The sequence below is a fragment of the Aeromonas enteropelogenes genome, from assembly GCF_020097295.1.
Taxonomy (GTDB): domain Bacteria; phylum Pseudomonadota; class Gammaproteobacteria; order Enterobacterales; family Aeromonadaceae; genus Aeromonas; species Aeromonas enteropelogenes.
Window position 1 is genome coordinate 3542010 of record NZ_CP083625.1, and the last position, 21613, is coordinate 3563622.

Genomic DNA, 21613 nt, shown 5'->3' on the forward strand with positions numbered 1-21613 from the left:
TACCGGCAGTATCGGGCCCCTGTCATTGCCCTTCGGCAAATTATACGCGTTTGAAGATCAGTGAACCATTAGTACCGCCAAAACCGAAGGAGTTGGAGAGGGCGTACTCGAAGTTCCCCGGCTTGGCCACGTGGGGAACCAGATCCAGGTCACACTCCTCATCCGGGTTATCCAGGTTGATGGTCGGCGGCGCGATCTGATCACGCAGGGCCAGCACGGTAATGATCGCCTCAATGGCGCCTGCTGCCCCCAGCAGGTGACCGGTCATGGACTTGGTAGAACTGATCATCAATGACTTGGCATGCTCGCCAAATACCTCTTTCATGCCACGCAGTTCTGCAACATCGCCCAGTGGAGTGGAGGTACCGTGCGCGTTGATGTAACCGATCTGCTCGGGGGCGATCCCGGCATCCTTGATGGCGTTCTTCATGGCGCGAGCACCACCATTGCCGTCGGCGGGAGGCGCTGTCATGTGATAGGCATCGCCACTCATGCCAAAGCCAACCAGCTCGCCATAGATCTTGGCACCACGGGCCTTGGCATGTTCGTACTCTTCCAGCACCAGTACACCGGCACCGTCACCCAGCACGAAACCATCGCGATCCTTGTCCCACGGACGGCTCGCCTTCTGCGGTTCGTCGTTGCGGTTGGAGAGCGCCTTGGCTGCGGCAAAGCCGCCCATCCCCATCGGGGTGGAAGCCTTCTCGGCTCCACCGGCGACCATCACGTCCGCATCGCCATAGGCAATCATGCGACCGGCCATGCCGATGGCGTGAGTGCCCGTGGTACAGGCGGTGGTCACGGCGATGTTGGGGCCCTGCATGCCTTTCATGATAGAGAGATGACCGGACACCATATTGATGATGGTGGACGGCACGAAGAAGGGGCTCAACTTGCGTGGGCCACCGTTGACCAGGCTGCTGTGGTTCTGTTCAATCAGACCCAGGCCACCGATGCCGGAGCCGATGGCCACGCCGACACGCTCGGCATTCTCTTCGTTGATAACAAGGCCAGAATCATCCAGTGCCTGGATACCGGCGGCCACGCCGTATTGAATGAAGAGATCCATCTTGCGAGCTTCTTTACGGTTGATACCGTACTGCTCGGGATCAAAATCTTTGACCTGGCCGGCGAAACGGGTTGCAAACTCGCTGGCATCAAAGTGTTCGATGGGGGAAATGCCGCTCTGCCCGTTGAGCAGGGCTTGCCAGCTGGATTCAGCAGTGTTGCCCACCGGGGAAAGCATCCCCAAGCCGGTCACCACGACTCTGCGTTTTGACACTGAGGTAGTCTCCGAGAGGTATTTTGAAAGGGAACAAATATAAAAGAAGCGGCCCTTGGGCCGCTTCCTTCAGAACAGGAAATTATTCCTGATTAGCGGTGATGTAGTCGATAGCCGCTTGAACAGTGGTGATCTTCTCGGCTTCTTCATCAGGAATTTCGGTATCGAATTCTTCTTCCAGCGCCATTACCAGTTCAACGGTATCCAAAGAGTCAGCGCCCAGGTCGTCGACGAAGGAGGCAGCGTTCTTAACGTCTTCCTCTTTAACACCCAGTTGTTCGATGATGATTTTCTTTACGCGTTCTTCGATGTTGCTCATGACCTGAATTTTCCTTTAAAAATACGCTATTGCGTCTGGTTGGGGTAGTTTATTCAATTGCCGTGAGTTTGCAAGTAGCTTGCCGCTGGTCAAACCACGAAATGTGCCAAACTTCGGCGTACTATCGCAAATTTGAACAGATCTCACGACAAATTGATTACACCATGTACATCCCGCCATTAACATGCAGGGTTTCGCCAGTGATATAGGCGGCATCATCAGATGCCAAGAATACCACAGCGGCGGCAATTTCTTTTGGATCACCCAAACGGGCGGCAGGTACCTGGTTCATGATGCCTGCGCGTTGCTCCTCATTCAGGGCACGGGTCATGTCGGTTTCGATGAAACCGGGCGCAACCGCGTTCACTGTGATGCCACGGGATGCCACTTCCCGCGCCAATGATTTGGTGAAGCCCACCAGGCCGGCCTTGGCGGCGGCATAGTTGACCTGACCGGCATTACCCATGGTTCCCACAACGGAACCGATGCTGATGATGCGACCATGGCGCTTTTTCATCATGGCACGCAATACCGGCTTGCTCAGACGGTACAGGGAGGTGAGATTGGTGTCGATGATCTCGTTCCACTCATCATCCTTCATCCGCATCAACAAGTTGTCACGGGTGATCCCGGCGTTGTTGATCAGGATATCGATGTCGCCAAAACGCGCCTTGATGGCCGCAAAGACGGCTTCGATGGATTCCTGGCTGGTCACGTTCAGTGCCATGCCGCAACCCTGTTCACCCAGATAAGCGCTGATCGCCTCGGCGCCGCTTTCGCTGGTCGCCGTGCCGACTACCTTGGCGCCACGGGCCGCAAAAGTTTCAGCAATCGCACGGCCGATGCCACGACTGGCACCGGTCACCAACACAACCTTATCGGTAAAGCTCATTACTTGCTCCTGTTTACTTGGACTGGGCCAGCGCCTGCTCGAAAGAGGCGGCATCGTTGGCGTGGATACCTTCCACCCGCTTGTCGATGCGTTTGGCAAGCCCGGTCAATACCTTGCCCGGACCCATCTCGATCTCGAGGGTGATCCCCTCATTGGCCATCCGCTCGACAGTCTCGGTCCAACGTACCGGGCTGAACAGCTGACGCACCAGGGCTTGTTTGATGGCGACCGGATCCTGTTCGCAGGATACGTCGACATTATTGATGACCGCGATGCTCGGAACCTTGATCTCGATCCCGTCCAGCGCAGCGGCCAGTTTTTCGGCGGCCGGTTTCATCAGGGCGCAGTGGGATGGCACGGAGACCGGCAGTGGCAGTGCACGTTTGGCACCAGACTCTTTCATCAGGACGTTGGCACGCTCGACGGCCTCCTTGTGGCCGGCGATCACCACCTGACCCGGAGAGTTGAAGTTGACCGGAGAAACCACCTGCCCCTCTGCCGCTTTTTCGCAGTTGGCGGCGATGGCGTCGTTGTCCAGGCCGATGATGGCGGCCATGGCACCGGTGCCTTCCGGCACGGCTTCCTGCATGGCCAGACCACGCAGCTCGACCAGTTTGACCGCGTCGGTAAAGGCCAGCGCGCCACTGCACACCAGGGCGGAATATTCGCCCAGACTGTGACCTGCCATCACGGCGGGGGTTGCCCCACCCTGCTGTTGCCACAGGCGCCACAACGCGACAGAAGCGGTCAGCAGCGCGGGCTGGGTACGCCAGGTTTTGTTCAGCTCTTCGGCCGGACCGTCCATCACCAGGGCAAACAGATCGTAACCCAGCACCTGGCTCGCCTCAGCGAAGGTTTCCTTGATCACGGCGTGTTGTTCGGCCAGTTCGGCCAGCATGCCAACAGACTGGGAACCCTGTCCCGGGAAGGCAATGGCAAATTGGGTCATCGTTGATTCCTTTTAGCAAAGACAAAAATGAAATCGGTTACGGGATGTCACCAAGAGCATCCCGCAGAAGATCAGAGGCGAACCAGCGCCGACCCCCAAGCAAAACCGCCGCCGAAGGCTTCCAGCAAGACCAGTTGGCCCGGCTTGATGCGACCGTCCCTGACCCCTTCATCGAAGGCGATGGGAACGGAGGCAGCAGAGGTGTTGCCGTGCTTGTCGAGGGTCAGTACCACCTTGTCGAGGCTCATGCCAAGCTTCTTGGCGGTGGCGCTGATGATACGGAAGTTGGCCTGATGGGGAACCAGCCAGTCCAGCTCGCTCGGCTCAACGCCAGCGGCAGCCAGCGTCTCGGTAACGATCTCGCTCAAACGCGTCACCGCGACCTTGAACACATCGTTGCCTTTCATATACATGTAGGCTTCAAGCTCGGCGCCCGGCATGCCACGACGGGGGTGGGGCAACTTGAGCAGGTCGCCATAGCGACCATCGGCATGCAGATGGGTGGAGAGGATGCCGGGGGTTTCGCTGGCACCAATCACCACTGCCCCAGCCCCATCACCGAACAGGATGATGGTGCCACGATCTTCGGGATCGCACATGCGGGACAGCACATCGGCCCCAACCACCAGTACATGGCGGGCGGCACCGGATTTGACGAATTGATCGGCAATGGAAAGCGCGTAGGTAAAACCGGCGCAGGCGGCCGCTACATCGAATGCGGGAATGCCCGGCACGCCGAGCAGGCCCTGCAGCTCGCACGCTGCCGCGGGAAAGGCGTTTTCGGCACTGGTGGTTGCCAGCACTATCATGTCGAGATCGGCGGCAGTCAGACCTGCCGCGTCCAGGGCGCGCAAGGCGGCCAGGTAGGAGAGAGTCGCAACCGTTTCGTCGGCGCCGGCGATGCGGCGTTCACGGATCCCGGTGCGTTCCACGATCCACTCATCACTGGTCTCAACCATCTGCTCGAGATCGGCGTTGGTGCGCACAGAACTCGGCAGATAGCTGCCAGTACCCAGAATTTTGCTATGCATAGAGTTCTTATAGGTCCCTGTCGGAGAAGACAGCTTCAAGGCGATCTGCTATTTGCAGTGGGAGTTGATGTTTGGCCTCTTGTGCGGCCAGCAGGATCGCATTACACAGGGCGCGTCGTTCGGCTCGCCCATGACTTTTTACCACAATGCCGCGCAATCCTAACAGACTTGCGCCGTTATACTGGTCGGGGTTCAGGTAAGAAAAACGCCGTTTGAACAGAAATCCTGCGATCCGGCCAAGAAAAGTACGCTTCTTGCGGGGATATCCGGCCAGTTCGGCCATCATCCTCACTACCCCTTCCGCCGTTTTGAGGGCAACATTGCCGACAAACCCGTCGCATACAATGACGTCGCTATCGCCGCTGAAGATGCGATCTCCCTCGACAAAGCCAACATAGTTGAGGGCGGAGCACTGACGAATCAACTCGGCGCTGTGGCGCACCAGATCATTGCCCTTGATCTCCTCCTCGCCAATATTGAGCAAGGCAACCCGGGGGGCAGCAATGCCCTCGACCTTCTCAGCCACCACAGACCCCATCACCGCGAATTGCAGCAAGGTATCGGCATCGCAACTGACGTTGGCCCCCAGATCCAGCATCACGGTACGTTTGCCACTCAAGGTGGGCAGCGCCTTGATAAGAGCTGGACGGTCGACGCCGGGCAGGGATTTGAGCACACACTTGGCCATGGCCATCAGGGCGCCGGTGTTGCCGGCGCTGACGCAGGCATCGGCTTCGCCGGATTTCACCAAGTTGAGCACGACCCGCATGGAGGAGTCTTTCAGGGTACGCAGCGCCACGATCGGCTTGTCGCCCATTCCCACGACCTGGGAGGCATGCACGAAACGAACGCGAGGGTGATTGAGCAAGCCATGTTGCTGCAGCAGTGAGGAGGTCTGGTGTTGCTCACCGACCAGAATAAGTTTTAGCTGGGGTAAAAGAGACAGTGCCTGCACGGCGGCAGGCACTGTTTCCGAGGGGCCAATATCTCCCCCCATGATGTCTAGCGCGACAGTTTGCGTAGACAAAGGCAATCCTTAAGCGATTACCTTTTTACCGCGGTAGAAACCATCGGCAGTCACGTGGTGACGACGATGGGTTTCGCCACTGGTCTGATCAACAGTCAGGGCAGCGGTGGTCAGCGCATCGTGGGAACGACGCATGCCACGCTTGGCACGGGTTTTACGGTTCTGTTGTACGGCCATTGTAGGCTAACTCCTAAATTCACTTACGTTTAAGCTCTTCAAGAACTGCAAAGGGATTCGGCCGCTCATCAGCAGGTTCGATTTCACCCCAGGTCATCTCCATGTTGCCTCGCGGGCACGCATCTAAAGAATGCATGGCCACTTGAGGCAACGAGAGGATGAGTTCATCCTCCAGGATTTGATGAAGATCTATCTCGCCGTTTTCGTCCAACTCAATGGGCTCATAAGCTTCCGGCAGTTCTTCCTCGTTTGTTCTTTCGAACAGCGGAGTGTAGATAAATTCAGCTTCACAGAGATGTTCGAAAATCTCCCCGCAACGTTGGCAAACCAGGTCAACCTTGGCATGGGCAGTGCCTTTCATAACGGTCAACTTCTGGACATCTTTGCCAAAGTGCAGCGATACCTCGATATCACTCTGCAAGCCAGCGGTTGATTCCTCCAGCCTGGGCATCTGCGACTTTTCCACTATCCCGACATAATCGAGCAGCTTCGAGGCACTACGGACTGGATCAACCTTAACGGGCAACTTCACCTTTTGCATAGGGCGCGAATAATATAGGTCTAACAACTGATAGTCAAAGGAAAAAGTCCTTACCGCCGATGATTTTAACCTCACAAGTCCCTAGAATGCCGGTACTCGTTCTCATCGGTACCTGATTATGCCACAGAATCTGATCCTCGCCTCAACTTCTCGTTATCGCAAAGCCTTGCTGGAGAAGCTTGGCCTCCCCTTCGAATGCGCAGCCCCCGAGGTGGATGAATCCCCCCTGCCCGGTGAAACCGCCGAAGCGCTGGTGGCTCGCCTTGCCTACGCCAAGGCTGCGGCTATTGCCAATCAGGTTGATCATGGCTTGATCATCGGTTCTGATCAGGTGTGTGTATGCGATGGTCGTATCCTCGGCAAACCGGGCACAGTTGACAGCGCTGTTGCCCAGCTGATGGCGGCGCAGGGACGCAGTGTTACCTTCTACACCGGACTCTGCGTACTGGATGCCACTTCCGGCCGTGCCGAACAATTGGTAGAACCCTTTACCGTCCATTTTCGTACTCTGGGCGAGGATGCCATCCGGCGTTATGTGGAGGCCGAGATGCCACTCGACTGCGCCGGCAGCTTCAAGTGCGAAGGAATGGGAATAGTGCTGTTCAAAGGGCTGGAGGGACGCGATCCCAATGCGCTGATCGGCCTGCCGCTGATCGGCCTGATCGAGCTGCTAGAGCGCCACGGTCTTGCCCTCCCCTGACCTCATGACTCGGCATAAAATGCCACAAAATAAAACGGGAGCCCAGGCTCCCGTTTTTTTGATCAGCAACGACTCGAAAAGAGCGAGCCGGATATTGGCATCAGCGAGGCAACCCGTTCAGGAAGGTGTCGAGGTCGGGGGAAAGCGGCGCCTCGACCTGCATCTCGCGGCCATCGGCCGGATGGGTAAAAGTCAGCTTCCAGGCATGCAAAAAGAGACGTTTCAGCCCTTGGTTGCGCATTTTCTCGTCAAACGCGGCTTCTCCATACTTATCATCACAGGCGATCGGGTGACCGGCATGCAGGGTATGGACACGGATCTGGTGGGTACGACCGGTAATCGGACTGCATTCGACCAGGGTCGCCTCGGCGAATTGACGCACGATCCGAAAACGGGTTTCCGACGGCTTGCCATCGGCACTGACCCGCACGACCCGCTCGCCAGATTGCAGCTCATTTTTGCGCAGCGGCGCATTCACCACCCTGACATGTGACTGCCACTGGCCACGTACCAGCGCCAGATACTGTTTGCGCATGGTCTTGACCCGCAGCTGTTCGTGCAGACTGCGCAGGGCACTGCGCTTCTTGGCGACCAGGAGCACACCTGAGGTATCGCGATCGAGACGATGCACCAGTTCGAGGAAACGGGCTTCTGGGCGCAGGGCGCGCAGCCCTTCAATCACGCCGAAACTGAGGCCGCTGCCGCCATGCACAGCCATACCGGAAGGCTTGTTCAGTACGATCATGGCATCGTCTTCAAACAGGATCTGACTCTCGAGGCGCTGGATAACCCCAAGATTGGCCGAGGGCAGCTCATTTTTTTCGGCCACACGTACGGGGGGCACCCGCACTTCGTCGCCCGCGCAGAGTTTGTACTCCGGTTTGATGCGCTTTTTGTTTACCCGCACTTCGCCTTTGCGAAGGATGCGATAGATCAGGCTCTTGGGGACGCCCTTTAGCTGAGTCTTGAGAAAATTGTCGATGCGCTGCCCGTCATGCTCAGCTTCGATGGTGAGCAGCTGCACTTGTTGATGTATCTGTGTCATGGCGCGGATTTTAACACTGCCTGCGCCCCTTGGCTGCATGGTTTGTTGAAAAATGGCGCCTTGCTATAAAAGAGGTTTAAATGGGATAATAAACAAGGTTTTGTCATTGTGTTCAAGCCTTGTACTAAGTGGCCAAAAAGTATGCCACCCAATCCCGAAACACCGTGTATACAAGAACATGTCGGTTCCCGGGTGCGAGGTACAACGCATGGAGAACACAAACATCACCTTTAATTTGTCTCCACTGCGGCATCCGTAACGTCCCTTCTCGAGAAGTGATGACCAGAGCGCCCTCAGTTTGCGCCTCATGCATACCCCAACCGGGAGGTTGCCCCAGTATGCTGAAGACCCGAGGCCGGCGCCGGCAGGACCCAGGTGGAGGAAATCAAAATGACACAATAATGAGAACTCAATGAAAAGAATGCTGATCAACGCAACTCAAGAAGAGGAGTTGCGCGTAGCGCTGGTTGACGGACAACAGCTCTACGATTTGGATATTGAAAGTCCGGGCCACGAGCAGAAGAAAGCGAACATTTACAAGGGCAAGATCACCCGCGTAGAACCCAGTCTCGAAGCTGCTTTTGTCGACTACGGCGCCGAGCGCCACGGTTTCCTGCCTCTCAAGGAGATCGCCCGCAATTACTTCCCCTCCGGTTACTCCTATCAGGGTCGTCCCAACATCAAAGAAGTGGTCCGTGAAGGTCAGGAAGTTATCGTCCAGATCGACAAGGAAGAGCGCGGCACCAAGGGGGCAGCCCTCACTACTTTCATCAGCCTGGCCGGTAGCTACCTGGTACTGATGCCGAACAACCCCCGCGCCGGTGGTATCTCCCGTCGTATCGAGGGTGACGAGCGGACCGAGCTGAAAGAAGCCCTGAGCGGACTGACCGTGCCGGATGGCATGGGCCTCATCGTGCGCACCGCAGGTGTGGGCAAGTCTCCGGAAGAGCTGGAGTGGGATCTGAACGTTCTGCTCAACCACTGGGATTCCATTCACAAGGCCTCGCAACAGCGTGCCGCTCCCGTGCTGATCCACCAGGAAAGCAACGTGATTGTGCGCGCCATTCGTGACTACCTGCGTCGCGATGTAGGCGAGATCCTGATCGACAACCCGGTGATTTTCGAGCGTGCCAAGGCTCACATCGAGCTGGTTCGCCCCGATTTCCTCAATCGTGTGAAGCTGTACAAGGGCGAAGTCGCCCTGTTCAACCACTTCCAGATCGAGAGCCAAATCGAGTCTGCCTTCCAGCGTGAAGTGCGCCTGCCCTCCGGCGGCAGCATCGTCATCGATCCGACTGAAGCACTGACTTCCATCGATATCAACTCCTCCCGCGCAACCAAGGGTGGCGATATCGAAGAGACCGCTCTACAGACCAACCTGGAAGCAGCCGACGAGATTGCTCGCCAGCTGCGCCTGCGTGACCTGGGTGGCCTCATCGTCATCGACTTCATCGACATGACTCCGGTTCGCCATCAGCGCGAAGTGGAGAATCGTCTGCGTGAAGCCGTACATCAGGACCGTGCCCGCATCCAGCTGGGCCGTATCTCCCGTTTCGGTCTGCTTGAGATGTCTCGTCAGCGTTTGCGTCCCTCCCTCAACGAGTCCAGCAGCCACATCTGCCCCCGTTGCCAGGGCCAGGGCGTGATCCGCGACAACGAGTCACTGGCTCTGTCCATCCTGCGTCTCATCGAAGAAGAGGCCATGAAAGACAACACCGAACAGGTGCATGCTCAGGTACCGGTCGATGTCGCCGCCTATCTGCTGAACGAAAAACGTTCCTCCATCGCCAGCCTGGAGCAGCGTAATGATGTTCGCGTCTACATCATTCCGAATCAGCATCTGGAAACGCCGCACTATGAAGTGACGCGCATCCGCCAGAGCGAGATCCCGGAAGGGGCCAGCTACGAGCTGAAAACCGAAATTGCCAAGCCGGTCTATCAGCCCAAACAGGCTCAGGTGATCGAACGCGAGCAGCCGCTGCTGCAAGGCTTTGCCCAGCCGACTCCGCCAGCGCCTGTCGCCCAGCCGCAAGCGGCCGCGACCGTGGTAACTCCGGCACAGGGCAGTGGCTTCTTCAGCAAACTGTTCAAAGGGATCGCTGGTCTGTTTGGTAGCGAACCCGCATCTGCTGATGTGAAAGCGCCTGCCGAGAAAGCGGCCGCAGGTCGTGAGACGCGCAACAAGGAAGAGGCTCATCGTCACCAGCGTGAAGAGGGCCGTGGCCGTGGTCAACGTGGTCGTCGTGATGACAATCGCGGTAACCGCAACAATGCCGATGCGTCCGAGAAGCGTGACAACGCCGGCCGTGATAATCGCGAAGGAAGCGAAAACCGCAACCGTCGTCCTCGCAAGGAGCGTGAACCGCGTCAGGATCGTGAAGTACGCACTGAACAGCGTATGGAACGTGAACCTCGCGAGCCTCGTCAGGAACGCGAACAGCGTGAACCTCGTGCCCCGCGCCAGCCTCGTGCCCCCCGCGAACCTCGCGCGGAAGTGATGGTTGACGCCGTAGAGACCGCTGCCGTTGCCGCAGAACCGCGTCAGGAAAAAGAGCAGAAAGTGGCCGAGCGCCGCGAACGTCGTCAACTGCGCAAGCAGATCCGTGTCGATGTTGCTGCCGCTGATACCCCTGCCCTGCCGGTTGAGGACGTTCAAACTGCCGCCGTGGAAACAAATGTTGCCCACGAGCAGGATGAGCAGGCCGAAGGCCAGCGCCGTTCCCGCCGCACTCCGCGCAACCAACGCATCGAAGGCCAGCGTCGCAAACGCATCAACGAAGAGGCTCGTAGCCAGCGTGATGAAGAGCCGCAGGCAGAAGTGACAATGACTGCAGCGGCTCAATCCGATGCAGCCCAGGTCAAAGTGGAAGAGCCTGCAGTGCCGGTGATCACCATTCCGAGCGCCGAAGCTGTTGCGGCGGCCCTCCAGGCCTCTGCCGCCCTGACCGAGCATGTGGTCGCTGAAACCATCGCGGAAGAAGCTGCCGACAAGGTCGAAGCCACTGTTGCTGACGCTCAAGCAGAAACAACTGAAGTTGTTGTAGATGCAGCCCCTGCGACCATCGCCATCGAAGCCTCCCCCGAGGTCGAGAGCGTAAGCGTGATTGAGGCTGTTGAAACCGCAGAAGTTGCAGAGCCGGTTATCGCAGGCGAGCCAGTGGCTCCTGTGGTGGAAGACGTTGCCGCACCTGTTGTCACTACAACTGAAGAGGTTGCTGTGGAAGAATCTGCGCCAGCTGCGACTATCACCAAGCAGGTTATGCACGGTGCCGGTCTGCTGGCGCGCGCCCGCAAGGCATCTGCACCGATGGCTACTCCGGCCGAAGCCCCAGCCCTGCCTGCCCGCGAGCCGGTTGATTACCCGCCGCTGGTACGCAGTGAGGTCAGCAGCTCAGGTCGCCATGGTGGCAGCACCGCTGCCGTCAACGCGGCTTCCTGCCCGGCTGGTCGTCCGTAATCGCTTAATCAGTAAGCCTGATTTGCAAAGAGCCACTCTCAGGAGTGGCTCTTTTTATTTGTCGCACAATTAACGTTGGCAAAATATCAGTTTTGTCCTGTTGGATACAGGTATCTGCTACTTGCTTTGACTTGATCATCCAAGTACTACTGAGCCAGTGCCTTCTGACTAAGCTCCCTTTCCCATCCGTCAGATCTTCACTATTACTCTCATCATCTTGCCAATCGCCTCCTGACTATTTACTGCTAGGCTTTGTTATAGAGCTTTGCGGTTTCAGGTCTGGGTTTAAGATATTGTCATTAATATTTAGTTTGTTGGCATATATAGAGGTTCTTATCGACACATCTCTGTTCTCGGCCCCCCTTCCAAATCAACAACACGGCGGATGATGGATGATAACCAGTGGCGAGTTTCAATGAATAGGACCAGTGCATCACCTATCGATGAATTTGGGCCATTGATATGAGATAACAAACACGGAAATGGCTCGACAGGAACATCATCTAGCCCTTAAAGTTTCGACTCTTCGCTACATACGGCCGTCACGCATACAGAACAAACTGTGCCGCACGTTCAACCTCTGCCGACAGGCAATCTATTTTCGCCGCTAACCAACTAACTCACCTCTGCTCTCCCCTCACAACACCCCTGTGGCCATTCAAGTCTTGTCCTATGATTTCCTTCCCCTTGCCTTATCACCATCGTGAAAAGCCTGGAAATTAGGAGTCCCCTCTTGTCGCCAAGTAAAAGCAATCTGACAACAAAGCCCATTGAAAAGCTGTCTGCGCTTTTGAGAGTGTCAAGGCATCGACTGCTCTCAAGCTGCGGACAAGAAAAAAGGGCCCGCAGGCCCTTTTATAAAATTACGTTGCTGTTCAACCAAACAAATGATTGCTGATAATGAACAGGCCACTGGAGAGCAACATAGTCAGCGGTAGGGTCAGCACCCAGGCCATCAGGATGGTCTTGATGGTCTGGCTCTGCAGACCAGACTTGTTCGCCACCATGGTACCCGCAACTGCAGAAGAAAGGATATGCGTAGTGGATACCGGCATGCCGGTCAAGCTGGCGACCCCGATGGAGCTGGCTGCGGTGATCTGGGCCGCAATACCCTGGCTGTAAGTCATGCCAGAGGAACCAATCTTCTCCCCCACGGTGTGAACGATACGGCGCCAGCCCACCATGGTGCCACAACCGAGCGCCAGCGCGATGGAGACGATGACCCAGGTCGGTGCGTATTCGGCGGTCGCGGTCAGATCCTTGCGCCACTTGGCCAGATCGGTCAGCTCCTTGGCCGGCAACGGCAGTTTGGAGACCTTGCGAGCAGTATCGTCGATACAAAGCAGCAGACGGCGCACTTCACGACGATCACTCGGGCTCAGTTGATCGTAAGTACGCACGGCGTCAAGTCGGATATCCAGCGTCGCCATCGCCTGCAAGGCACTGTCGGCAGAGCAGTGAGTCAACAGATCTTCCTTGCTGGCTGCCGGCGCCGAGAAGTTGATCACCTCGCCCAAAGCCGCCTGATTGCGCTGATAGATCTCCATGATGCGATGATTGGCATCCTGGGTGCGATCCAGATCGTAGGCGCGGCTGTTCATGTCCAGCGCGAAGTAGGCCGGCGCCATGCAGATCAGCACCAGCATCACCAGACCGATCCCTTTCTGACCATCGTTGGAGCCATGTACAAAGCTCACCCCCATGGCCGACGCAACCAGGGTGAGACGAGCCCAGAATGGCGGGTGCTTTTTGCCATCGACCAATTGACGCTCTTCCGGCGTTTTATGGATTTTGTTGCTGGTCCAGATACGCTTCATTGCCAGCAGCAACAGGGCCGCGACGATAAAACCGATGGTAGGAGAGATGATGAGGGAGAGCATGATGTCGATAGCCTTGCCCACGTTGATCCCTTGGGTCACCGGTTTATGGCTGATCCAGGCATAGGCACCGCCAACCCCGAGAATGGAGCCAATCAAGGTGTGGGAGCTGGATGCCGGGATCCCGAAGAACCAGGTGCCCAGGTTCCACACGATGGCGGAAAACAGCAAGGAAAACACCATGATCAATCCCTGGGTGGAATCCATCCCGAGCAGCAGATCGATGGGCAGCAAGTGAACGATGGCGTAAGCCACCCCCAGGCCACCAAACATGACACCAAAGAAGTTGAAGATCCCGGAAGCCACAACCGCCAGATGAGCGGGCATTGCCTTGGTATAGATCACCGTTGCTACCGCATTGGCGGTATCGTGAAAGCCGTTGATGAATTCATAGGCCAGCACAAAAAAAACGGCCAATACCAAACCGATTGACCACCACAAACCCAAACCACTGAACATTTCAAACATAAAAAAAAGCCTGTTTATGAGTTGCGGCGGATTATGCCAGATGGCGGCCAACGCCATAGCCACCCATGAAATATTTCAGCCATAAAAAAAAAGAGCATTTTTCATCAGTACAGCTTAGGTACAGGTTCCATGCGGCCTGTCGAGGATTAATTAAATCAACCAATCATTGCTTAAAACGCGTTTTTTCATGTGCTTTCTAATTACAAAAACGCTTTTTTTACTATTTATAAATCCCAAAACGACCTAATCAAGGTCATAAAACGCACTGCAAAACTTCTTTTGTCGCTGGCCATGCCTCCTTTGATGACTCCTCATTCCCATGGTTGCCGACAGACGGATACAAAAAAGGAGCACTGAGTGCTCCTTTTCATGTTATCTGCCGCCACCTCAATCCTGGTTGATACGGCTCGCAACGGCGCCCTGCTGGCTCTTGTACTTGGCGTTTTCCCGCTTGTTGTAGGGACGTGCCGCAGTCCCCGAGAGCATCTCGAAGTTCAGCGCGCCGATCTTCATCTTGGGACGCAGCGCCAGCGGCAGCTTGCCGCCGTTGTAGAACTCCAGCACGATGCGGCCGGACCAACCCGGATCGATGCGGTGTGCGGTAACGTGCACCATGAGGCCAAGGCGCGCCAGCGAAGAACGACCATCCAGCCAGCCGACAATATCCGCAGGCAGGGTAACGGATTCATAAGTGACAGCCAGCGCCAGCTGGCCCGGGTGCAGATAGAAGGCTTCGCCATCCGGAATGTGGATCTCGTCGCTCATCACCCGATCGATGGCGTCGGCCATTTCACTGCTCGGGCCGCTCAAATCGATATAGGGGGCTGTGTGATCGCGAAATACCCGAAACTCGTTGCCGAGCAGCACATCGACGCTGACGCCACTGATCCGCTCCACACCGGGTCTGGGTTCGATGACGATCTTGCCTTCATCCAGATGACGTTCGATATCGGTATCACAAAGACGCATTGGGCGACTCTCCTGACAAATTATTCATTTAAAAAAGCCGGGCATCACCCGGCTTGTTTCATCTTAACCAATCAACATGTGGCGGATACGCGCCTTGAGCATGTCGATCGCGATACGGTTCTTGCCGCCACGGGGCACGATAACATCGGCATACTGCTTGGAAGGCTCGATAAACTGCAGGAACATGGGGCGCACGGTTTTCTGGTACTGCTTGAGTACGGAATCCATGGTGCGGCCACGCTCCTGCACGTCGCGCACCAGACGGCGCAGCAGGCAGATATCCAGCGGGGTATCCATGAAAATGGAGGCATCCATCAAATCGCGCAGACGGCTGTCGGTCAGCAGCAGGATCCCTTCCAGAATGATCACCTTGCGCGGCGCAAAGCGGGTCACTTCACTCATCCGTGTGTGCTCGGAGTAGGAATATTGCGGGATCTCGACTCCCTCCCCCTTGAGCAGAGAACCCAGGTGCTCTACCAGCAGGCTGTGATCCATGGAGCTGGGATGGTCATAGTTGGTTTTGACCCGCTCTTCCATGGTCAGGTGGGATTGATCCTTGTAGTAGCAATCCTCGGAGATGACACCGATTTCCCCAGCCCCCAGCTCAGCCACCAGCTCTTCATAAATGGTCTGGGCGATAAGACTTTTACCGGACGCAGACGCGCCCGCAATACCGATGATCACACACGAATGTTGAGTATCAGACATGACAAATACCTAAAAGAGAAGAGCTGTGGGGATGATTTAAACCGATCCATTATATGAAAAAGGGTGGGCCATGCCCACCCTCAATTCCTTTTCAAGCTATCGACAGCCGATTAATCACCCAGCGCCCGGGTGTAGAGGGGGGTCGCAATCGGTTTTGCGCTGAAAAAGAGTTCAGCCCCTACCCTGCGGGCCAGCTTCAGATAGGCCTGAGCCAGGGTGCCTTCCGGCGCACCGAACACGGTCGGACAGCCATCATCCATGTGCTGGCGAATGTCGATGTGCAGCGGCATCTGGCCAAGCAGCGCCACATGATACTGCTCCGCCATCTTCTGGCCACCGCCGGTGCCAAACAGCGGTTCGTGATGACCGCAAGCGCTGCAGACGTGGTAGCTCATGTTCTCTATGATGCCGAGCACGGGTACATCGACTTTGTTGAACATGGCCACCCCCTTGCGCGCATCGGCCAGCGCCACATCCTGCGGCGTGGTGACGATCACCGCCCCCGAGGTGGGAACCTGCTGGGCCATGGTGAGCTGGATGTCGCCGGTGCCTGGCGGCATGTCCACTACCAGATAATCCACTTCGCCCCAGCGCGTTTCACCCATGATCTGCGCCAGCGCCTTGCTCGCCATAGGACCGCGCCAGATGGTGGCGTCCTGCTCGGCAACCAGATAGCCGATGCTGTTGCTCTTGAGGCCGCACGCCATGACCGGCTCCATCATCTTGCCGTCATGGCTGACGGGTCGCTCCTTGAGGGTACCCATCATGGTTGGGATGGAGGGGCCATAGATATCCGCATCCAGAATGGCGACCCGCGCCCCCTCCTTTTGCAGCGCCAGCGCCAGGTTGACGGCGGTGGTGGACTTGCCCACCCCCCCCTTGCCGGAGGCGACCACGATGATGTTGCGAATGCCCTGCACCGCCGCCAGACCTTGGGCCCGCGGCATGCTGGCGACGTCTATCTCCAGCTGCCAGTCGATGCGGGAGACCCCGGTCGCCGTGCGCAGCCTGGCGTCGAAGTCCTCCTTGAGCTGCTCAAGCAGCGAGAGACCGGCAAAGGGCAGCACCAGCCGAATGGTGAGCCCCTTATCTTCATGGATGATCTCGCGCACGAAGCCGGCATCGACCAGATCCTTGTGCCAGCCGGCAGGCTTAAATTCGGCGAGGATCTGTTTTACTGAATCAATCACCATTAACTCCTCATTATCTCGTCATTATCTTGAGGTGAACGGTTACCGCACACAAATCAGTGGCTTGCCTGCCGCGCTCAACACGGCGTCCACCGGGCGGGGCAGCGCCACAACCCTAGGCAGGCTACCCCCAATTCGGGTAACATGCACGGCACTGTATCATCCCAACAAGCACATCAAGAACGTATTATGGCAACTGATCCTCGTACAATGCTGGTAACCTGCGCCCTTCCCTATGCCAATGGCTCCATTCACCTTGGCCACATGCTGGAACACATCCAGGCCGATATCTGGGTTCGTTATCAGCGAATGCGCGGTCATCAGGTCCACTTCATCTGTGCCGATGATGCCCACGGCACCCCGATCATGCTCAAGGCGCAGCAGATGGGGATCACCCCGGAAGAGATGATTGCGGCGGTTTCCAAAGAGCACCAGGCCGATTTCGCCGGCTTCAACATCAGTTTTGACAACTATCACTCCACCCACAGCGAAGAGAACCGCGAGCTGGCGAGCCTCATCTATACCCGTCTCAAAGAGGCCGGCAAAATCAGCAGCCGCACCATCTCCCAGCTGTTCGATCCGGAAAAGGCCATGTTCCTGCCGGACCGCTTCGTCAAGGGTACCTGCCCCAAGTGCAAGTCCCCGGATCAGTACGGTGACAACTGCGACAGCTGCGGCGCCACCTACAGCCCGACCGAACTCATCGATCCGAAATCCGCCGTCTCCGGCGCGACCCCGGTGATGAAAGACTCCGAGCACTTCTTCTTCGACCTGCCCCAGTTTGAAGCCTGGCTGGCCGGCTGGGTACGCGGCTCCGGCGCCATCCAGGAAGAGATGGCCAACAAGATGCAGGAGTGGTTCGAAAGCGGCCTGCAGCAGTGGGACATCACCCGTGACGCCCCCTACTTCGGCTTCGAGATCCCGGGCGCCCCTGGCAAATACTTCTACGTTTGGCTGGATGCCCCCATCGGCTATATGGCGTCGTTCAAGAATCTGTGCAACAAGCGCGGCGACATCGATTTTGACAGCTACTGGAAAGCGGATTCCGACGCCGAGCTCTACCACTTCATCGGCAAGGACATCGCCTACTTCCACTGCCTGTTCTGGCCATCCATGCTGGAAGGGGCGGGTTTCCGCAAGCCGACCAAGGTCAACGTACACGGCTATGTGACCGTCAACGGCGCCAAGATGTCCAAGTCCAAGGGCACCTTCATCAAGGCTTCCACCTACCTGAACCACCTGGATCCGGAGTGCCTGCGCTACTACTACGCAGCCAAGCTCAACAGCCGCATCGACGATCTGGACTTGAACCTTGAAGACTTCGTGCAGCGCGTCAACGCCGACGTGGTCAACAAGCTGGTCAACCTAGCCTCCCGTAACGCCGGCTTTATCGCCAAGCGCTTCGGCGGCAAACTGGCCGCCACCTGTGCCGAGCCCGAGCTCTATGCCGAGTTCGCCAACGCCCGCGCCGCCATCAGTGAAGCCTACGAGAGCCGCGAGTTCAGCCGCGCCATCCGCGAGATCATGGCCCTGGCCGACAAGGCCAACCGCTATGTGGACGACAAGGCCCCCTGGGTCATCGCCAAGCAGGAAGGGGCAGATGCCGAGCTGCAAGCGGTCTGCTCCGTCGGTATCAACCTGTTCCGCGTGCTGATGGCTTACTTGAAGCCCGTCATGCCCCAGCTGGCCGAGCGCGCCGAGGCCTTCCTGGGTGAGACCCTGACCTGGGATGGCATCGCCGCCCCGCTGGTCGACCACACAGTCGCTCCGTTCAAGGCGCTGTTCTCCCGCATCGAGCCGGCCAAGATTGAAGCCATGATCGAAGCCTCCAAGGAGGATCTGGCCAAGGAGCAGGCGCCGAAAGTGACCGGCCCGCTGGTTGATGACCCCATCAGCGAGACTATCGCCTACGACGACTTCGCCAAGATTGACCTGCGCGTGGCGCTGATCAAGAAGGCCGAAGCGGTGCCGGAAGCGGACAAGCTGCTGAAACTGCAGCTCGACATCGGCGGCGAAACCCGCCAGGTGTTCGCCGGCATCAAGTCCGCCTACAACCCCGAAGATCTGGAAGGCAAGCTGACCGTGATGGTGGCCAACCTGGCCCCGCGCAAGATGCGCTTTGGCATGTCCGAAGGCATGGTGCTGGCTGCCGGCCCCGGCGGCAAGGATCTCTGGATCCTGGAGCCCCAGGAAGGCGCCCAGCCCGGCATGCGCGTCAAGTAAGCGCAATTTCACATCCCATTCAAAGAGAGGCCCTTGGCCTCTCTTTTTTCATGCCCGCGCCGCTGCGCCAAGGGCTAACAAGAAGACTGCCCTCCTTCCTCGCGGATGGTTGTCGCCATCGTGCAATTTGCCTAGACTGGCGGTTCTCGTCGGGTCGCCGATCCGTCATTCATCACGGCAAGGAGTAAGCATGATCACCTTATATGGAACCCCTGTCAGCCGGGCACTGCGTGTCTCCTGGTTGCTGGAAGAGCTGGGTATCGAGTGGCAATTCCAGTTTCTCGACTTTGCCAAGGGGGAAAACCGCAGCGACTGGTTTTTGACCCTCAATCCGAGCGGCAAAATGCCGGTGATCAAGGATGGGGAGTTCGTTCTGACCGAGTCTGCCGCCATCATGCAGTACCTGGCCGAGGTCTACGGGCCAGAGTGGCTGCCAGAGAGAGGGACGCAGGCCTCGGCGCTGCACGCCCAGTGGGTCAGTTTCATCACCTGCGAGCTGGAGCAGCCGCTCTGGACCATCGGCAAGCATCGCTTCGCCCTGCCCGAGGCCCAGCGCCTGGCGGCCATCTTCCCCACCGCCAAGTGGGAGTTTGACAAGGCAGCTGCCATTGCCGAATCCTGGGTGCCCGAGCAGGGCTACCTGCTGGGGGAGCAGATCACCATCGCGGATCTGCTGCTGGCCCATACCCTGATGTGGGCGACCCGCTTCGAGCAGAGCATACCGCCAAAACTCGCGGCCTATCGGGATCGCCTGGCCAAACGCCCGGCCCTGCAGGCGGTGCTCGCCAAGACCCAGGCCATCGCCGACGCCGCACAGGCCAAATAATGCAAACAAAAGCGGGAGCCCACGGGGCTCCCGCTTCCTTTCGTCGATCTCAATTGGTATGAAAGCCCTGTCCCTTGGGCGGCGGCGCCTCTTCATACTCCATCCGGGTCACCCTGGCGGTACGCGGGCCATGCTCCAGCCAGCCCAGCATCATCTGTACCCCCTGCGTTGGACCGCAGATCAGGATCTCCACCGAGCCATCTTCCAGGTTGTAGGCATGCCCTCGCAGGCCCAGTTGCAGGGCGCGCTCGCGAGTGAAATAGCGAAACCCGACGCCCTGAACCTGTCCCCACACCCGAATGACAAACGATTGCTCTCCCATTTCTCACACCTTCTGCTTAAGGAATTGGCTGCCAAGACGATAATGTGCGCGACACTCTCTCTTCTGCAGGATGCAGCTCCATTATGAAAGAAGTTAAATTCCGTTGGGTTGACCGCTATCTCATTCACCTGACCATTGGTGAAAAATTCTACGTCTCGTTCTGGCTCCCACTGCTGATCATCGCCTTTCTCAGCTGGTACATGCTGGCCAGCAGTCATGAACAGGAGATCCAGCTCAGAGTCCAGCAGTTGCAAGAGCAGGTCGAAACAGTGGCTCAGCTGGTAAGCCAGCAACCCGGCCTCGCCCTGCCCGCCAATCTGCGTCTGGAGGCGCAAGGCAGCGCCGGCCTGCAGCAACAGGGGGAGCACTACCGGTTCAGCGCCGCAGCGGGCCAGGCGGGCTACGTCACCGGCCAGCTCGATGTCAGCAATCTATCCATGTGGGATGATCAGGGCTCAACTCTGATCCTCATCGCCGTCCTCGCAGTCCTGATGGCCCTGGTCATCCACTATATGATGACCTTTGTTTCCGGCGCCCTCTACTCCACCAACAAGGCGTTGCAGACCGTCGCCGACGGGGACCTCACCTTTCGTCTTAACTTCTTCCCGGTGCGGGACGAATTCTCGGTGCTGGCGGGCAGCATAGACCGCTTCACCGACCGTCAACACAAGATAGTCAAACTGGTGGAAGAGTCCGCCGAGGCGCTCACCCTGGCGGCGGACGAGTTTCGCGAGCACGCCGGCGAAGGGGAAGCCATGGCCCGCGCCCAGCGCCTGCACATGGATTCTCTCGCCACCGCCATGGAGCAGATGTCCGCCGCCATTCGGGAAGTGGCCCGCAACGCCAACGACACCCTGCAGCAGACTCGCCAGTCAAGCGAAGAGGCAACCAATGGTGCCGAGCGGGTGGCCCGTACTATAGAGGCTATTCGCACCCTGACCGACGAGATTGGCAACGCCTCCGGCGCGGTGGAGCGGCTGACCCACAACGCCAATCGCATCAACGAAGTGATCAACGTCATCAACGCCATCTCCCAGCAGACCAACCTGCTGGCGCTCAATGCCGCCATCGAGGCCGCCCGCGCCGGCGAGCAGGGGCGCGGTTTTGCGGTAGTCGCCGACGAGGTGCGCACCCTCGCCAGCCGCACCCAGCAGGCGACGGTGGAGATCCAGCAGATGATTGAAGAGCTGCAGGCCGGCACCGGGGCGCTGAACGACATCATGGAGAAGACCGTCGGTCGCGCCGCCAGCAGCCAGCAGCTGATCAGCGAAGTGGGGCTGGATATCGAAAAGCTCAGCAACCACAGCGATGCGGTGCTGGAGATGAGCACCCAGATCGCCACCTCCAGCGAGGAGCAGAGCTCGGTGGCCGCCGAGATCAGCCACAACCTGGATCAGGTGCGCCACGAGGCGGCGCAGGTGGAGGAGTCCGCCAGCGCCTCTGTGGCCGGCACCCAGGGACTGAAAGCCACCGCCAGCGAACTGACCCAGGCCCTCAAGGGGATCAAGATCTAATCGCGCATTTCGCCAGATCAGGCCAGAGGGCGTAAATGCGCCGGGTCGTTTGAGTTTTACCTGCGGGCCACATAGAATGTGGCCCCTTTTCTTTCT

19 protein-coding genes are annotated in these 21613 nt (G+C 57.8%); 5 read left to right on the top strand and 14 right to left on the bottom strand.

Going from position 1 to position 21613, the window contains the following annotated elements:
- Positions 1-40: 40 nt before the first annotated feature.
- The 8 genes from fabF to yceD form a co-directional block, all read right to left on the bottom strand.
- Positions 41-1282, bottom strand: a complete 1242-nt coding sequence (gene fabF / locus LA321_RS16430) for a beta-ketoacyl-ACP synthase II (protein ID WP_026457724.1) — start codon at positions 1280-1282, stop codon at positions 41-43.
- A gap of 82 nt (positions 1283-1364) precedes the next feature.
- On the bottom strand, positions 1365-1601 hold the full coding sequence (acpP, locus tag LA321_RS16435; protein WP_005300909.1) for an acyl carrier protein: 237 nt from the start codon (positions 1599-1601) through the stop codon (positions 1365-1367).
- A gap of 157 nt (positions 1602-1758) precedes the next feature.
- Entirely contained in the window at positions 1759-2493 is a 735-nt protein-coding gene (gene fabG, locus LA321_RS16440; RefSeq protein ID WP_042069408.1) for a 3-oxoacyl-ACP reductase FabG, read from the bottom strand.
- A gap of 13 nt (positions 2494-2506) precedes the next feature.
- A complete protein-coding gene (gene fabD, locus LA321_RS16445; RefSeq protein WP_042069409.1) occupies positions 2507-3442 on the bottom strand; it encodes an ACP S-malonyltransferase in 936 nt (311 codons plus the stop codon).
- A gap of 71 nt (positions 3443-3513) precedes the next feature.
- Positions 3514-4473, bottom strand: coding sequence for a beta-ketoacyl-ACP synthase III (locus tag LA321_RS16450; protein ID WP_042069410.1), 960 nt, complete (start codon positions 4471-4473; stop codon positions 3514-3516).
- Positions 4474-4480: 7 nt separating this feature from the next.
- Positions 4481-5500 carry a phosphate acyltransferase PlsX gene (gene plsX, locus LA321_RS16455; RefSeq protein ID WP_042069411.1) on the bottom strand — a complete coding sequence of 340 codons (1020 nt, stop codon included), beginning with the start codon at positions 5498-5500 and terminating at the stop codon, positions 4481-4483.
- A 9-nt stretch (positions 5501-5509) separates the two neighbouring features.
- A complete protein-coding gene (gene rpmF / locus LA321_RS16460; protein ID WP_026458762.1) occupies positions 5510-5677 on the bottom strand; it encodes a 50S ribosomal protein L32 in 168 nt (55 codons plus the stop codon).
- Between the two features lie 19 nt (positions 5678-5696).
- On the bottom strand, positions 5697-6218 hold the full coding sequence (yceD, locus tag LA321_RS16465; protein WP_042070015.1) for a 23S rRNA accumulation protein YceD: 522 nt from the start codon (positions 6216-6218) through the stop codon (positions 5697-5699).
- 118 nt (positions 6219-6336) lie between these two features.
- Between yceD and LA321_RS16470 the strand changes: the two genes are divergently transcribed.
- Positions 6337-6918: a Maf family protein gene (locus LA321_RS16470; RefSeq protein ID WP_042069412.1), complete on the top strand. Its 582-nt coding sequence runs from the start codon at positions 6337-6339 to the stop codon at positions 6916-6918.
- 100 nt (positions 6919-7018) lie between these two features.
- On the opposite strand, the gene rluC is transcribed toward LA321_RS16470, so the two are convergent.
- On the bottom strand, positions 7019-7963 hold the full coding sequence (gene rluC / locus LA321_RS16475; protein WP_201939487.1) for a 23S rRNA pseudouridine(955/2504/2580) synthase RluC: 945 nt from the start codon (positions 7961-7963) through the stop codon (positions 7019-7021).
- A 412-nt stretch (positions 7964-8375) separates the two neighbouring features.
- On the opposite strand from rluC, the gene rne reads away from it, so the two are divergent.
- Positions 8376-11420, top strand: coding sequence for a ribonuclease E (gene rne, locus LA321_RS16480; protein ID WP_042069414.1), 3045 nt, complete (start codon positions 8376-8378; stop codon positions 11418-11420).
- An 875-nt stretch (positions 11421-12295) separates the two neighbouring features.
- Here the strand turns inward: rne and LA321_RS16485 are convergent.
- From LA321_RS16485 to apbC, 4 genes are all read right to left on the bottom strand, one after another.
- Positions 12296-13765, bottom strand: coding sequence for an inorganic phosphate transporter (locus LA321_RS16485; RefSeq protein ID WP_042069415.1), 1470 nt, complete (start codon positions 13763-13765; stop codon positions 12296-12298).
- A 387-nt stretch (positions 13766-14152) separates the two neighbouring features.
- Positions 14153-14734 (bottom strand): dCTP deaminase, encoded by a 582-nt coding sequence (gene dcd / locus LA321_RS16490; protein ID WP_041207718.1) that lies wholly within the window; start codon positions 14732-14734, stop codon positions 14153-14155.
- A gap of 63 nt (positions 14735-14797) precedes the next feature.
- Positions 14798-15442, bottom strand: coding sequence for a uridine kinase (udk, locus tag LA321_RS16495; RefSeq protein WP_026457952.1), 645 nt, complete (start codon positions 15440-15442; stop codon positions 14798-14800).
- A gap of 110 nt (positions 15443-15552) precedes the next feature.
- Positions 15553-16635 (bottom strand): iron-sulfur cluster carrier protein ApbC, encoded by a 1083-nt coding sequence (gene apbC, locus LA321_RS16500; protein ID WP_042069416.1) that lies wholly within the window; start codon positions 16633-16635, stop codon positions 15553-15555.
- A 186-nt stretch (positions 16636-16821) separates the two neighbouring features.
- On the opposite strand from apbC, the gene metG reads away from it, so the two are divergent.
- Both metG and LA321_RS16510 read left to right on the top strand, forming a co-directional pair.
- Positions 16822-18855: a methionine--tRNA ligase gene (metG, locus tag LA321_RS16505; RefSeq protein WP_042069417.1), complete on the top strand. Its 2034-nt coding sequence runs from the start codon at positions 16822-16824 to the stop codon at positions 18853-18855.
- A gap of 190 nt (positions 18856-19045) precedes the next feature.
- Entirely contained in the window at positions 19046-19681 is a 636-nt protein-coding gene (locus LA321_RS16510) for a glutathione S-transferase family protein (RefSeq protein ID WP_042026260.1), read from the top strand.
- Positions 19682-19730: 49 nt separating this feature from the next.
- Here LA321_RS16510 and yccX read toward each other — a convergent pair whose 3' ends face one another.
- On the bottom strand, positions 19731-20003 hold the full coding sequence (gene yccX, locus LA321_RS16515; protein ID WP_026457925.1) for an acylphosphatase: 273 nt from the start codon (positions 20001-20003) through the stop codon (positions 19731-19733).
- Between the two features lie 83 nt (positions 20004-20086).
- Between yccX and LA321_RS16520 the strand changes: the two genes are divergently transcribed.
- Positions 20087-21517: a methyl-accepting chemotaxis protein gene (locus LA321_RS16520; RefSeq protein WP_042069418.1), complete on the top strand. Its 1431-nt coding sequence runs from the start codon at positions 20087-20089 to the stop codon at positions 21515-21517.
- The last annotated feature ends 96 nt before the right edge of the window (positions 21518-21613 follow it).

Excerpts from the sequence above, each read along its gene's own strand:
- rne (WP_042069414.1), top strand. The coding sequence starts at position 8,376 with ATGAAAAGAATGCTGATCAACGCAACTCAAGAAGAGGAGTTGCGCGTA.
- udk (WP_026457952.1), bottom strand. The coding sequence starts at position 15,442 with ATGTCTGATACTCAACATTCGTGTGTGATCATCGGTATTGCGGGCGCG.
- yccX (WP_026457925.1), bottom strand. The coding sequence starts at position 20,003 with ATGGGAGAGCAATCGTTTGTCATTCGGGTGTGGGGACAGGTTCAGGGC.
- LA321_RS16450 (WP_042069410.1), bottom strand. The coding sequence starts at position 4,473 with ATGCATAGCAAAATTCTGGGTACTGGCAGCTATCTGCCGAGTTCTGTG.
- yceD (WP_042070015.1), bottom strand. The coding sequence starts at position 6,218 with ATGCAAAAGGTGAAGTTGCCCGTTAAGGTTGATCCAGTCCGTAGTGCC.
- apbC (WP_042069416.1), bottom strand. The coding sequence starts at position 16,635 with ATGGTGATTGATTCAGTAAAACAGATCCTCGCCGAATTTAAGCCTGCC.
- LA321_RS16470 (WP_042069412.1), top strand. The coding sequence starts at position 6,337 with ATGCCACAGAATCTGATCCTCGCCTCAACTTCTCGTTATCGCAAAGCC.
- rluC (WP_201939487.1), bottom strand. The coding sequence starts at position 7,963 with ATGACACAGATACATCAACAAGTGCAGCTGCTCACCATCGAAGCTGAG.
- fabD (WP_042069409.1), bottom strand. The coding sequence starts at position 3,442 with ATGACCCAATTTGCCATTGCCTTCCCGGGACAGGGTTCCCAGTCTGTT.
- acpP (WP_005300909.1), bottom strand. The coding sequence starts at position 1,601 with ATGAGCAACATCGAAGAACGCGTAAAGAAAATCATCATCGAACAACTG.
- metG (WP_042069417.1), top strand. The coding sequence starts at position 16,822 with ATGGCAACTGATCCTCGTACAATGCTGGTAACCTGCGCCCTTCCCTAT.
- rpmF (WP_026458762.1), bottom strand. The coding sequence starts at position 5,677 with ATGGCCGTACAACAGAACCGTAAAACCCGTGCCAAGCGTGGCATGCGT.
- LA321_RS16485 (WP_042069415.1), bottom strand. The coding sequence starts at position 13,765 with ATGTTTGAAATGTTCAGTGGTTTGGGTTTGTGGTGGTCAATCGGTTTG.
- fabG (WP_042069408.1), bottom strand. The coding sequence starts at position 2,493 with ATGAGCTTTACCGATAAGGTTGTGTTGGTGACCGGTGCCAGTCGTGGC.
- LA321_RS16520 (WP_042069418.1), top strand. The coding sequence starts at position 20,087 with ATGAAAGAAGTTAAATTCCGTTGGGTTGACCGCTATCTCATTCACCTG.
- dcd (WP_041207718.1), bottom strand. The coding sequence starts at position 14,734 with ATGCGTCTTTGTGATACCGATATCGAACGTCATCTGGATGAAGGCAAG.
- LA321_RS16510 (WP_042026260.1), top strand. The coding sequence starts at position 19,046 with ATGATCACCTTATATGGAACCCCTGTCAGCCGGGCACTGCGTGTCTCC.